The organism is Variovorax sp. NFACC27 (genome assembly GCF_048301545.1).
GTDB lineage: Bacteria > Pseudomonadota > Gammaproteobacteria > Burkholderiales > Burkholderiaceae_C > Variovorax > Variovorax gossypii.
This window is the reverse complement of sequence record NZ_CP157613.1, coordinates 6,089,695-6,102,227: the sequence shown is the minus strand read 5'-3', so window position 1 is coordinate 6,102,227 and position 12,533 is coordinate 6,089,695. Positions and strand designations below refer to the sequence as shown.

General features: G+C 68.8%; 10 protein-coding genes. 2 read left to right on the top strand and 8 right to left on the bottom strand.

Features of this window, described 5'->3' with window-relative positions; all coding sequences use genetic code 11:
• The first annotated feature begins 8 nt into the window (after positions 1–8).
• Complete coding sequence (locus ABL840_RS28620) at positions 9–1,226, top strand: DUF2252 domain-containing protein (protein ID WP_093305350.1); 1,218 nt, start codon at positions 9–11, stop codon at positions 1,224–1,226.
• A 6-nt stretch (positions 1,227–1,232) separates the two neighbouring features.
• Here ABL840_RS28620 and ABL840_RS28615 read toward each other — a convergent pair whose 3' ends face one another.
• From ABL840_RS28615 to ABL840_RS28580, 8 genes are all read right to left on the bottom strand, one after another.
• Positions 1,233–2,030 (bottom strand): sulfite exporter TauE/SafE family protein, encoded by a 798-nt coding sequence (locus ABL840_RS28615; RefSeq protein WP_093305348.1) that lies wholly within the window; start codon positions 2,028–2,030, stop codon positions 1,233–1,235.
• Positions 2,027–3,544, bottom strand: coding sequence for an AMP-binding protein (locus ABL840_RS28610; RefSeq protein WP_093305346.1), 1,518 nt, complete (start codon positions 3,542–3,544; stop codon positions 2,027–2,029). The genes ABL840_RS28615 and ABL840_RS28610 overlap by 4 nt, the downstream gene beginning before the upstream one ends.
• Positions 3,545–3,546: 2 nt before the next feature.
• Positions 3,547–4,986, bottom strand: a complete 1,440-nt coding sequence (sauS, locus tag ABL840_RS28605) for an acylating sulfoacetaldehyde dehydrogenase (protein ID WP_093305345.1) — start codon at positions 4,984–4,986, stop codon at positions 3,547–3,549.
• A gap of 15 nt (positions 4,987–5,001) precedes the next feature.
• Positions 5,002–6,000: a tripartite tricarboxylate transporter substrate binding protein gene (locus ABL840_RS28600; RefSeq protein ID WP_093305343.1), complete on the bottom strand. Its 999-nt coding sequence runs from the start codon at positions 5,998–6,000 to the stop codon at positions 5,002–5,004.
• On the bottom strand, positions 5,997–6,806 hold the full coding sequence (locus ABL840_RS28595) for an IclR family transcriptional regulator (RefSeq protein ID WP_093200150.1): 810 nt from the start codon (positions 6,804–6,806) through the stop codon (positions 5,997–5,999). Before ABL840_RS28595 ends, ABL840_RS28600 begins: the two co-directional genes overlap by 4 nt.
• 143 nt (positions 6,807–6,949) lie before the next feature.
• Positions 6,950–8,686: a cobaltochelatase CobT-related protein gene (locus tag ABL840_RS28590; protein WP_093305341.1), complete on the bottom strand. Its 1,737-nt coding sequence runs from the start codon at positions 8,684–8,686 to the stop codon at positions 6,950–6,952.
• Positions 8,683–9,666 (bottom strand): AAA family ATPase, encoded by a 984-nt coding sequence (locus tag ABL840_RS28585; RefSeq protein WP_093305339.1) that lies wholly within the window; start codon positions 9,664–9,666, stop codon positions 8,683–8,685. The genes ABL840_RS28590 and ABL840_RS28585 overlap by 4 nt, the downstream gene beginning before the upstream one ends.
• A 28-nt stretch (positions 9,667–9,694) precedes the next feature.
• Positions 9,695–10,525 (bottom strand): IclR family transcriptional regulator, encoded by an 831-nt coding sequence (locus tag ABL840_RS28580; RefSeq protein ID WP_418116037.1) that lies wholly within the window; start codon positions 10,523–10,525, stop codon positions 9,695–9,697.
• Between the two features lie 172 nt (positions 10,526–10,697).
• Here ABL840_RS28580 and xsc point away from each other — a divergent pair, with 172 nt between their 5' ends.
• Complete coding sequence (xsc, locus tag ABL840_RS28575; protein ID WP_093305335.1) at positions 10,698–12,521, top strand: sulfoacetaldehyde acetyltransferase; 1,824 nt, start codon at positions 10,698–10,700, stop codon at positions 12,519–12,521.
• Positions 12,522–12,533: the final 12 nt, after the last annotated feature.

Below are 12,533 nucleotides of genomic sequence, written 5' to 3'. Positions count from 1 at the left end.
AAAACGCAATGGCCAACGTCGTCAAGACCATCCGCAACTTCAATGCCGGCCGCGATCCCGAGCGCCTGGCGATGAAGTACGAGAAGCTGCGTTCCAGCCCCTTCGTCTTCCTGCGCGGCACCTGCCACCTTTTTCACGACCGCCTGCCCTCGGATGCGCTGTTCGCGAAGGCGCCCGTGGCCTGGCTGTGCGGTGACGCCCACCTGGAGAACTTCGGCAGCTACAAGGGCGACAACCGGCTCGTGTACTTCGACATCAACGACTTCGACGAGTCGGCCCTTGCGCCCGTGACGTGGGAGCTGGTGCGCTTCCTCACGAGCATCCTGGTGGCCGGCGACAGCCTGCGCGCCACGCGCGACGACGCGAACGCCCTGTGCAGGGTGTTTCTCGACGGCTATGCCGGCGCGCTGGCGCTCGGCAAGGCCCGCTGGGTGGAGCGCGACACCGCCAGCGGCCTGATCCACGACCTGCTCGCGACGCTCAAGGCCCGTACCCGGCCCGAGCTCCTGGACAAGCGCACCGAGCGGAAGAAGAACGGTCGCAGGCGCATCCTGCGCGACGGAGAGCACGCACTGCCGGCCGACAAGGCCGGGCAGGAGAGGGCGAAGAGGCTGGTCGCCGCATTCGCGGAAACGCAGGACAACCCCGGCTTCTTCAAGGTGCTCGACGTGGCCCGACGCATCGCCGGCACCGGCAGCCTGGGCGTGGAGCGCTACGTGATCCTGGTCGAAGGCAAGGGCTCGCCCGACGGCAACTACCTGCTCGACCTGAAGCAGGCGCCCGCGTCGTCGCTCGTGCCGCACCTGGCGAAGATCAGGCAGCCCGCATGGCCGTCGAACGCGCACCGCGTGGTGACGCTCCAGCGCCGCATGCAGGCTGTGTCGATGGCCTTCCTGCACCCGATCGTCGACGGCAAGTCTTCCTACGTGCTGCGCGGCCTGCAGCCCAGCGAAGACCGCGTGAGCCTCGACGTGCGTCGCACCGGCCTCGACCATGTCCGAGGCACGATCGCGGAGATGGGGCAGCTGATGGCCTGGGCGCACCTGCGCAGTTCGGGGCGCCAGGGTTCGGCGATTGCGGATGCGCTGGTGGACTTCGGGGCGTCGGTGAAGTCGTGGCGAAGGGATTTGCTGGATGCAGCGCACCAGTGTGCGGCGCAGGTCGAGGAGGATTGGGAGGCCTACAGCGAGGCCTATGACGCGGGCAAGCTCGCGTTGCCGGCCTGACTGCCTTCACCAGACCAGCCCCACTACCGACCGCACCACGCTCACCGTCGCCAACGCAATCAGCAGATTCAGCACCTGCCGCCTGAACTGCTCCGGCGACACGCCCTTGAACGAGCGCTGTCCCCACCAGATGCCCGCGAGCATCGCCGGCGCGAGCCACAGCGCCCACTTGAGCGTGTCGGGCCCCAGCAGGCTGCCGGACGCGTGTGCCGACGAAGGCATCAGCGCCGCGCTGATCAGCGACACCACGTCGCTGAAAAGCAGCAGCGCGATCAGCGTGGCCCGCAGCGCTGCAGGCGCCATCTTCGCCGTGCTCAGCAGCACCGCGACCGCGATGCCACCGATGGCCGCCACGCCGTTGATGAAGCCCGAGGCCAGTCCGGCAACCAGCCGCAGGCCGCGCGTGGGCTCCAGTGCGACATGCGCGCCGCCGCGCAGCAGCAGGGCCGCCGCCATCAGCAGCACGCCGATCAGCAGCCGCAGCGGCGTCTCCGGCAGCCAGGCGAGCAACGCCACGCCGATGGGAATGCAGATCAGGTTGCCCAGCATCAGCCAGCCCAGCCAGGGCATGTCGACGTCGCGCGCGATGCCTCGCAGCTGGCTCAGGCTGGCGAGGATCTCCAGCATGAAGATCGCGGGCACCACCAGCGCGGGCGACACCACCAGCGACATGCCCGCCACGGTGATGGCCGAGAAGCCGAAGCCCGCGAAGCCGCGCACGATACCGGCCGCGAACACCACGCACAGGCTGTAGGCCAGCGTCGCCGGCGCCAGCGGCGGCACCAGCAGTTCGGCCGCCGTCATGCCTCGAAGAGCGGCATCAGCTTCAGTCGCTGCACCTTTCCGGAGGGGCCGCGCGGCAGGTCCTGCACGAAGCGGTAGTGGCCGGGGGCCTTGTAGCGGCCGAGCACGGTGGCGGCGAAGTCGCGCAGCTCTTCCTCGGTGCAGGCGCTGCCTTCGCGCAGCACGATGCACACGCCGATCTCCTGGCCGTAATGGCGGTCGGGCACGCCCACGGACGCAGCCTCGAGCACGGCGGGGTGCTTCAGCAAAGCCTCGTCGATCTCGCGCGGCGCGATGTTCTCGCCGCCCTTGATGATGAGTTCCTTGATGCGGCCGGTCACGAAGAAGAAGCCGTCCTCGTCGCGGTGGCCCAGGTCGCCGGTGCGCAGCCAGCCGTCGGGCGTGAAGCTCGCACGGGTGGCTTCCTCGTTCTTGTAGTAGCCGAGCATCACGTTGGGCCCGCGGATGACGATCTCGCCGGTGGTGCCGTCGGGCACGGCCGCGAGCTTCGCGTCGACCACGCCGGCGATGCAGCCCGAGGCGCGGCCCACCGAGCCGAGCTTGCGCGTGGCCGGATCCATCGGGTTGGAGAACGAGGGCGCCGCCGTCTCGGTGAGGCCCATGGTCTCGACGATGCCGACGCCGAACATCTGCTCGAAGGCGCGCAGGTGCTCCGGCGGCAGCGCGGCCGAAGCGGAGCGGCAGAAGCGGATGGCCAGCGTCTGCGCGAGCGGCGGCCTCGTGCCTTCGAGCAGGTACGAGATCATGGTGGGCACCACGTTGATCCAGCTGCACTGCGTCTGCGTGGCCTGTTCCCAGAAGCGGCCGGCCGAGAACTTCGGCGGCATCGCGAGGCTGCCGCCGTGCGCCAGCGGCGCGAGCATGGTCACGGTGAAGGCGTTGATGTGATAGAGCGGCAGCACCGCGAGCACGCGGTCGGACGGGCGCAATTGGTGCTCGGCACTGATGGCGTGCGCATTGGCCGCCAGGTTGCGGTGCGTGAGCATCACGCCCTTGGGGTTGCCGGTGGTGCCCGAGGTGTACATCAGCAGCGCGACAGCATCGGGCAAGGGCGGTGGCACCTCGGCCGCGGTTTCTTCCTCGCCGGGCAGCGCATCGCCCTCGGGGTCGACCACGATCAGCTTCACCGGCCGATCGAAGGTATCGACGATGCCGCGCACGCGCGATTCCCATTCGGGCGCGACGCAGACCATGCGGCAGTCGGAATGCGAGAGCACGTAGTGCATCTGCTCGGGCTGCGACAGCAGGTTGACCGGGTTCACGCGAAAGCCGCCATGCATCGCGCCCAGCAGCAGGCGCAGCGTCTGCAGGCCGTTGGGCATGACGACGGACACCGTGTCGCCCGGCTGCATGCCGAGCCCGCGCAGCACGGCCGCGACGCGACGGCATCCGCGCGCGAGCTCGCCATAGGCGATGTGCTGTTCCGATTCCGTGGCGCGCGCGTACACCGCGTGCGGCTGCTGCTGTGCCTGGCGCTCGATCAGCGCATGCACCGTGGTCGCGGCCGCCGTCATCTTCACTTCGCGCCGTGGCTGGCGAAGAAGGCGCCGAAGATGTCTTCCTCGCTCGGCACCACCTCGGGAATCGGCCGCGACACGCGCGTGATGTTCAGGTAGTGACGGTAGTTCATGTTGTCGGAGAAGTTGTTCTTGCCCCAGGTGCCGCAGCCCATCGACAGCGAGAAGGGCAACCCGTTGTCGAAGCTGCCGCCGGTGGCGATGCAGTGCGCCTGGTCGACGATCACGCGCGACACCGGCAGGGTGAGGCCCAGCGCCATCGCTCGTTCTGGCACGGCGCTGTGCAGGCCTACCGAATGGCCTGCGCCCTCATAGGAGTAGATGCGCGCCACGGTTGCGGCGGCCTCGTCGAAGTCGCGCGCCGCATACACCGCGAGCACGGGGCTCAGCTTCTCGCCGGAGAAGGGGTGGTCGTGCCCCACGCCGTCCTCGGCCACCATGAGGATGCGCGGGTCGGCCTCCGCGATGGCTTGCCACGCGGCCCGGTTGGCGCCATCGACCTCGGCCGCGCGCTCGGCGATGACGCGCGCCGACTGCCCGATGACGGCGGCCGAGAGCTTGCCCTCGGGCCACATCAGCTTCTGCAGCGTGGCTTTCTGCGCGTCGGCGAGCATGACGGCGCCACGGTCCTTCAGCGCCGAAAGCATCTTCGCGCGCACCGCGTCGACGATGACGAGGCTGTTCTCCGACGAGCAGCTCGTCGCGTTGTCGAAGGTCTTCGAGCGCACGATGCGGTCTGCCGCGGCTCCTACGTCCGCCGTCTCGTCGACGATGCCCGCCACGTTGCCCGCGCCCACGCCGAAGGCCGGCGTGCCGCTTGCGTACGCCGCGCGCACGTTGGCCTGCGAGCCGGTGGCCACCACCAGATCGCACAGGCGCATCAGCTCGGCGGTCGACTGCTTGTTGACCGGCGCCGGCAGCAGCTGCACGAGGTCGCGCGGCGCGCCGATGCGGTCGAACTGCTGGTGGATGAATTCGATGAGCCGCGCCGCCGTCGACCAGCCCTTGGGCGAGGGCGCGACGATGACTGCGTTGCGCCCCTTGAGCGCGTTGATGATCTTGTTGGCCGGCGTGGCGCCCGGGTTGGTCGATGGCGTGATGGCGCACACCACGCCCACGGGCCGCGCGATCTCGACGATGCCGCGTGCCGGGTCTTCGGCGATCACGCCGACCGAGCGCGCGCCGTGCAGGTCGCGCAGCAGGCCGAAGGTCTTGCGGTGGTTCTTGCGCACCTTGTCCTCGACGTTGCCCACGCCGGTGTCCTTCACGGCCAGCTCGGCCAGCTCGCGGTTGCGCGCGGGCTCGATGATGGCCCAGCCCGCCGCGACCACGGCGGTGTCGACCTGCGCCTGCGACCAGGTCTCGTAGATGCGCTGGGCGGCGCGCGCGCGCGCCACCAGCTCGGCGATGGGGGAGGAGGGGGTGTTCGTATGTTCCATGGGGACCTGTGTGGCTCAATCCACCTTGATGCTGGCTTCCTTGGCGAGCTTCTGCCAGCGTACGAGTTCGGCGGTCACGACCTTGCCCAATTGTTCGGGTGTGCCGCCTACGCCTTCGCTGCCTTGTGCGAGCAGCTTGTCGCGGATCTCCGGCTCCTTCACGACCGTGTTGATCACGCGGTTGAGCTTGTCGATGGCGGGCTTCGGCGTCTTCGCCGGCACGAACACGGCGTACCAGGAGTCGACGTCGAAATCGGGAATGCCGGCTTCCTGCATCGTCGGCACGTCGGGGAAGGCCGCGCTGCGCTTGGTGGTGGACACCGCAAGCGCCTTGAGCTTGCCGGCCTTCACGAACTGCGCGGCGGCGGGAATGGACACCCACAGCAGCGGCACCTGTCCGCCCATCACGTCGGTCACGGCCGGGCCGCCGCCGCGGTACGGCACGTGCGTCATCTGCGTGCCGGTGCGCAGCTTCAGCAGCTCGCCAGCGAGGTGCCCGGGCGAGCCGTTGCCTACCGAGGCAAAGGAGATGCTGTCGGGCTTGGCCTTGGCCAGCGCGACCAGCTCGGCCACCGTGTTCGCCGGAAACTGCGTGTTGGCCACCAGGATCTGCGGCAGCGACGCGACCATGCCCACGGGCGCGAAGTCTTTCGCGGTGTCGAAGCCCAGCTTCGCGTAGATGGCGGGGTTGATGGTGTGCGACGACAGCGTGAAGAGCACCGTGTAGCCGTCGGGCGGCGACTTGGCCACCAGTTCGGTGCCGATCGAGCCGGCCGCGCCGCCGCGGTTGTCGATGAGCACCTGCTGGCCGAGCAGGGCCGAGAAGCGCTCCTGCACGATGCGCGCGATCACGTCGGTGCCGCCGCCGGGCGGGTAGGGCACGATGAGGCGGATCGGCTTCGTCGGGTAGTCGCCGCCGTTGTCCGCCTGCGCGGCGAAGGGCGATGCGAGGGCGGTGAGTGCGGTGGCGGCCAGCAACCCGGCGCGCAGCCAGGAAGCGAAGAACAGCTTCATTCGAGTCTCCTTCTCTTTGTGATCGACATCGGCGACGGCCCGGCCGGTGCGGCGCCCACGCGATAGCCCAGCGTGACGCTGGCATCGCGCGCGCAGGCCATCAGGTGATCGGCCAGCCCGCGCGCCTGCGTGCGCGCGAAGCGGATCGAGGGCACGCTCATGCCGACGGCCGCCACGGCCTCGCCGCGTGCATTGAGCACGGGCACACCGAGGCCGCAGACGCCGATGCGCCATTCCTCGCGGTTCTCGGCGTAGCCGCGGGCGCGGGAGCGCTCCAGTTCGTTGAAAAGGGTTTCGAAGTCGGTGATGCTGTTCTTCGTGTGCGCCTCCAGCGTGCCGAGGCACTCCTGCAGCGCCGGCACGCCCAGGCCCGCCGCCGCGAGAAGCGCCTTGCCCGAGGCCACGCAGTACGCGGCCGCGCGGCCGCCGATGCGCGAGTAGGCGGCCACGGGCAACGGGCTGTCGAACTTGTCGAGGTAGACGATCTCGGCGCCGTCGAGCACCGCGAGGTGGATGGTCTCGCCGGTGGCCTGCGCCAGTCGCGCGAGATGAGGGCGCAGCAGCGAGCCGATGTCCGATGCCTCGGAGACCATGGCGCCCAGCTCGAAGAGCCTCAGGCTCGGCCGGTAGGTGCTCGTGTCCGGGTCCTGCACGGCCCAGCCGCATTCGACCAGCGTCTGCAGCGTGCGGTGCGCATTGCTGCGCGCCATGCCGAAGGCCTGGGCCAGGTCGGTGACGCGGCAGTCGCGCTGCTGGCGCACCATCCATTCGATGGCGGCGAGACCCTTGGCAAGCGTGGAGTCCATGAGGCTTCGGCTTTCATTCGTGTTCCAGATATTGGAACAGCGTTCTTGAATTTGAAACGCAATGTATGAACCCGGCGCCCCCTTTGTCAATCGGGGACTTGGATGTAGTTCCAAAGGCCTCAGCGACTCGACGGCTCAGCGGCTCAGCGCCGATGGCGCCCGGCCATGAGTTCGATGACTTCGCGAAAGATGGCGTTGCCGCTGGAGGTCGCCAGGTCGAGCACGTGGCTTCGGCTGTAGTAGGGGCTCAGGTCGAGGCCCACGCCGATGCCTGCGATGGCGATGTCGCCGCGCTGCTCCTGGCGCGCGATCACCTCGCGCAGGTGGTGGTCGAGGTAGTGAGCGTCGTTGGCGAGATGGGTGGCGCTGTCCATCGGCGAGCCGTCGGAGATCGCCAGCAGCAGCTTGCGCGCCTCGCCGCGCTGTCGCAGCCGCATGCAGGCCCAGTCGATGGCTTCGCCGTCGATGCCTTCGCGGAACAGGTCGGCCTTGAGCAGCGCCGCCATCGCGGGGCGCGCGCGGCGCCATGGCGTGGCCGCGGCCTTGAAGACGATGTGGCATCGCTCGTTGAGCCGCCCCGGATGCGGCGGCCGGCCCGCGCGCACCCACTCGCGCTGCGGGCGCCCGCCGTTCCATGCGCCGGTGGTGAAGCCCAGCACCTCGCAGGCCACGCCGGCCTGCTCGAGCGCGCGCGCGAACACGTCGACCATCATCGCTACCGATTCGGCGTGTTCCTTCATCGAGCCCGAGCAGTCGATGAGGAAGGTGACGACGCAGTCGGCGATCGGCTCCATGCGCTCGGTGCGGAACAGCCGGCGCTCGGTGGGCGAGGCCACGAGCTGCGCGAGACGGCGGCCGTCGACCAGGCCTTCTTCCTGCGCGCCGTCCCAGCCGTCGCGCTCGGGCTCGGCGAGCAGGGCGCGCAGCTCGCGCGCGAGGCGGGCGATGTTCACGCCCTGCGCGGCGATGCGACGGTCCAGACGTTCGCGATGGTCCGCGAGCACTTCCTTGCGCGCGAGCGCGGCGGCATCGTGCTCGCGGTCGTAGGCATCGGAGAAGACGCGGTATGCGCCGCCCGCGCCCTCGAGCACTTCGCTGCGGCCCGACTCGGCGGTGGTGAAGCGCTCGACTATCTCCTGGTCCATGTCGGCCACGAGGCTGAACACGCTGCGCTTGTCGTCCACATGCGCATCGCGCGCGTCTTCGCCGTCTTCCTCGCCGGCCTCGTGCAGCATCGCGGCCACCGTGCGCGCGATGGCGCGGGCGTGCACGGCGTATGCGGCCTGGTCGGCGCGGTCCTTGCGCAGGCCGGCCAATGCGTGCCCGATCAGCGGCGCGAGCGCGAAGCGCGTGGCTTCGAGCATGTCCTCGGTTTCTTCCACCACCTGCTCGCCGCTGACGCGCGCACGGCAGATCTGCGCCACGGCATACAGCAGCAGGCCGCGCGCGGTGTCGGTCAGGCCCGAGTGGTGGAAAGCCAGAGACCACTGCTCGTGCCGGTGCCGCAGGTTGTGCCGCATTCCGGCCATGATCTCGGGCGCAAGTGCTTCGACGCGGAACTGCTCCAGCATCTCGAACAGCATGCGCTCGACCGGCTCCTCGGGGCGCAGGCTTTCGTGCAGCGCGGCGTCCGATGCGGTGAGCCGCAACGCGAGGCCGTCCGCCACGCCGCGAAAGGAAGCGAAGTCGTCGGTCTCCGGCGATGGATGCAGGTGCGGCGCGAACCACGGCAGCGCCGCGCGGCCGCGGTGCAGCCGCCGTCCGCGAAAGTGCAGGTCGCGCTCGCCGCTGAAGGCGCGCACCACGCCCGCGCAAAGCTCCGCGACCAGCTCTTCCTGCCGCACGCGGCGCTGCATCGCGCTCGCGGGCCCGGCGTTCATCCGCGCGAATCCGGCGAGAGCTGGTGCGACTCCTTCAGTTCGCGGTCGAAGCAGCGCTGGAAATACTCCGCCACCAGCGGGCGCTCCGCGTCGTCGCACTTGTTGACGAAGGACAGGCGGAAAGCCAGCGCCGGGTCCTTGAAGATCTCGACGTTCTCGGCCCAGGTGATGACGGTACGCGGCGACATCAGCGTCGAGAGGTCGCCAGCCGCGAAGCCCTTGCGCGTGAGGTCGGCCACCGCCACCATCGACGCGACGAGCTTCGTGCCCGCCTCGTCGGCCAGCGAGGGCACGCGCGCCTGCACGATGGCGATTTCTTCCGCGGCCGGCAGGTAATCGAGAGAGGCCACGATGTTCCAGCGGTCGATCTGCGCGTGGTTGAGCCGCTGCGCGCCGTGGTACAGCCCGTTGAGATTGCCCAGGCCCACGGTGTTTGCCGTGGCGAACAGGCGGAAGAAGGGGTGGGGACGCAGCACCCGGTTCTGGTCCATCAGCGTGAACTTGCCGTCGCGCTCCAGGATGCGCTGGATGACGAACATCACGTCGGGCCGGCCTGCGTCGTACTCGTCGAAGATCAGCGCCACCGGCCGCTGCAGCGCCCAGGGCACGATGCCTTCCTGGAACTCGGTGACCTGCTTGCCGTCGCGCAGCACCACCGCGTCCTTGCCGACGAGGTCGAGCCGGCTGATGTGGCCGTCGAGGTTCAGGCGCACGCAGGGCCAGTTCAGCCGCGCTGCCACCTGCTCGATGTGGGTCGACTTGCCGGTGCCGTGCAGGCCCTGAACCATCACGCGCCGGTCGCGCGTGAAGCCGGCGAGGATGGCGAGCGTCACGTCGGGGTTGAAGCGGTAGACCGCATCGATCTCGGGCACGTGGTCGTCGCGCTCGTCGAAGGCGGGCACGCGCAGGTCGGAGTCGATGCCGAATACCTCGCGCACGCTGAGCATCCTGTCGGGTCGAAGGTCGGCGGTGTCGGTCATGGCGGCTCTCGGGAAATATGGGTTCGATTCAGGCCAGCGCGCGGTCGGAGGCCGCGTCGGCGTCGATGCGGCTCAGTGCCTGCGCGGCGCGCTGCAGCGCGGGCAGCAGCGTCTTCGCCTTGGCGGCGTCCAGCCGCATCACCGGCGCCTGCACCGCGATGCAGAGATTGGAGGGCGCGTCGTCGCCCGAGGGCACCAGCGTGGCGATGCACAGCAGGCCGGGCAGGAACTCTTCGTGGTCGATGGCGTAGCCGTCCTTGCGCACGCGCTGTACTTCTTTTTCCAGCGCATTGGGGTCGGTCAGCGTCCTTTGCGTGTACGGCTCCAGCGGCGCGTGCGACAGCAGCCGGCGGCGCTGCGCCGCGCTCATCTGCGAGAGAAAGATCTTGCCGCTGGCCGAGCAATGCACCGGCACGCGCGAGCCCGAGTGCAGGTAGAAGCGCAGCGGCGCGGCGGTCTCCACGCGGTCGAGGTAGACGACCTCGCTGCCCGAGAGGGCCGTGAGGTTGCAGCTCTCGCCGATTTCCTCCACCAGCTGGCGCAGCACCGTGTGGCGCGCGCCGTGCAGGCTGTCGTTGAGCAGCAGGTTCTCGGCCAGCCGCCGCAGCCGCGTGCCGATGCCGTAGTGCCGGCCGTCGCCCTCGCGCTGCAGCAGGCCTGCGCCTTCGAGCTGCTGGAGCATGCGGTGCAGCGTGGGCTTGGGCAGGCCGGTTTCTTCCACCAGGCCCTGCAGCGAGTAACGCTGGTCCTTCGCGGCCATGACTTCGAGCAGCGCGAACAGGCGCATGGTGGGCGAGTCGCCACCCGTGCCGGCCGGTTCCTGTTGTGCTTCCGGCGCGAGGCCTTTGACGATTTTCATGGCGCGGATCATATGCGTTTCACAAAAAAAGAGACAAGACGTTCCGATTTTTGTAAATTGTTTGACGCAAGGCGGATGGCGTCCTATATTCCGCCGAAACGAATTCCGGAACAAGAAGTTCCGACTTTTCGCGCTTCAACCCACAGCCACATCCCTTCAGGAGACGCCTTCCATGAGCCAGAAGCAACCCGCCGCACCCACCCGCGAAGCCGTCAAGGGCGTGCAGAAGATGACGCCCTCCGAGGCCTTCGTCGAGACCATGGTCGCCAACGGCGTGACCGACATCTTCGGCATCATGGGCTCGGCCTTCATGGACGCGATGGACATCTTCGCGCCCGCCGGCATCCGCCTGATTCCGGTGGTGCACGAGCAGGGCGGTGCCCACATGGCCGACGGCTATGCGCGCGTGTCGGGCCGCCACGGCCTCGTCATCGGCCAGAACGGCCCAGGCATCAGCAACTGCGTGACGGCCGTCGCGGCCGCCTACTGGGCGCACAGCCCGGTCGTGATGATCACGCCCGAGACCGGCACCATGGGCATGGGCCTCGGCGGCTTCCAGGAGGCCAACCAGCTGCCGATGTTCCAGGAGTTCACCAAGTACCAGGGCCACGTGAACAACCCCAAGCGCATGGCCGAGTACACGGCGCGCTGCTTCGACCGCGCCATCTCCGAGATGGGGCCCACGCAACTCAACATTCCGCGCGACTACTTCTACGGCGAGATCCAGTGCGAGATCCCGAAGCCGATGCGCGTGGAGCGCGGTGCGGGCGGCGAGAACAGCCTGAACGCGGCCGTCGAATTGCTGGCCTCGGCCAAGTTCCCGGTGATCCTCTCGGGTGGCGGCGTGGTCATGGGCGACGCGGTGGAAGAGTGCAAGGCGCTCGCCGAGCGCCTGGGCGCGCCGGTCGCCAACGGCTATCTGCGCAACGACTCCTTCCCCGCGAGCCATCCGCTGTGGGCCGGCCCGCTGGGCTACCAGGGCTCCAAGGCCGCGATGAAGCTGATCGCGCAGGCCGACGTGGTGCTCGCGCTCGGCTCGCGCATGGGGCCCTTCGGCACGCTGCCGCAGCACGGCATGGATTACTGGCCGAAGGAGGCGAAGATCATCCAGGTCGAGGCTGACCACACCAACCTGGGCCTGGTGAAGAAGATCACCGTCGGCATCCACGGCGATGCCAAGGCCACCGCCAAGGAACTGCTCAAGCGCTTGCAGGGCAAGACGCTGGCCTGCGACGCCACCAAGGCCGAGCGCGCGGCGAAGATCAAGGCCGAGAAGGCCGCGTGGGAGAAAGAACTCGACGAGTGGACCCACGAGCGCGACCAGTTCAGCCTCGACGTCATCGAGGAAGCCAAGGGCGAGAAGACGCCCACCGGCGGCAGCTACCTGCATCCGCGCCAGGTGCTGCGCGAGCTCGAGAAGGCCATGCCGCCGCGCGTGATGGTCTCGACCGACATCGGCAACATCAACGCCATCGCCAACAGCTACCTGCGCTTCGAGGAGCCGCGCAGCTTCTTCGCGCCGATGAGCTTCGGCAACTGTGGCTACTCGCTGCCCACCATGATCGGCGCCAAGTGCGCCGCGCCCGACCGCCCGGCCGTGGCCTATGCCGGCGACGGCGCATGGGGCATGAGCATGGTCGAGATCATGACGGCGGTGCGCCACGACATCCCGGTGACGGCGGTGGTCTTCCACAACCGCCAGTGGGGCGCCGAGAAGAAGAACCAGGTCGACTTCTACAACCGCCGCTTCGTGGCCGGCGAACTCGAGAGCGAGAGCTTCGCGGGCATCGCCAAGGCCATGGGCGCCGAAGGCATCGTGGTCGACAGGCTGGAAGACGTGGGACCGGCGCTGAAGAAGGCCATCGACATGCAGATGAACGAAGGCAAAACCTGCGTGATCGAGATCATGTGCACACGCGAGCTGGGCGACCCCTTCCGCCGCGATGCGCTGTCGAAGCCGGTACGATTCCTCGACAAGTACAAGGACTACGTCTGAACTCAAGCCACT

Excerpts from the sequence above, each read along its gene's own strand:
- ABL840_RS28610 (WP_093305346.1), bottom strand. The coding sequence starts at position 3,544 with ATGACGGCGGCCGCGACCACGGTGCATGCGCTGATCGAGCGCCAGGCA.
- sauS (WP_093305345.1), bottom strand. The coding sequence starts at position 4,986 with ATGGAACATACGAACACCCCCTCCTCCCCCATCGCCGAGCTGGTGGCG.
- ABL840_RS28600 (WP_093305343.1), bottom strand. The coding sequence starts at position 6,000 with ATGAAGCTGTTCTTCGCTTCCTGGCTGCGCGCCGGGTTGCTGGCCGCC.
- ABL840_RS28580 (WP_418116037.1), bottom strand. The coding sequence starts at position 10,525 with ATGAAAATCGTCAAAGGCCTCGCGCCGGAAGCACAACAGGAACCGGCC.
- xsc (WP_093305335.1), top strand. The coding sequence starts at position 10,698 with ATGAGCCAGAAGCAACCCGCCGCACCCACCCGCGAAGCCGTCAAGGGC.
- ABL840_RS28585 (WP_093305339.1), bottom strand. The coding sequence starts at position 9,666 with ATGACCGACACCGCCGACCTTCGACCCGACAGGATGCTCAGCGTGCGC.
- ABL840_RS28595 (WP_093200150.1), bottom strand. The coding sequence starts at position 6,806 with ATGGACTCCACGCTTGCCAAGGGTCTCGCCGCCATCGAATGGATGGTG.
- ABL840_RS28590 (WP_093305341.1), bottom strand. The coding sequence starts at position 8,686 with ATGAACGCCGGGCCCGCGAGCGCGATGCAGCGCCGCGTGCGGCAGGAA.
- ABL840_RS28620 (WP_093305350.1), top strand. The coding sequence starts at position 9 with ATGGCCAACGTCGTCAAGACCATCCGCAACTTCAATGCCGGCCGCGAT.
- ABL840_RS28615 (WP_093305348.1), bottom strand. The coding sequence starts at position 2,030 with ATGACGGCGGCCGAACTGCTGGTGCCGCCGCTGGCGCCGGCGACGCTG.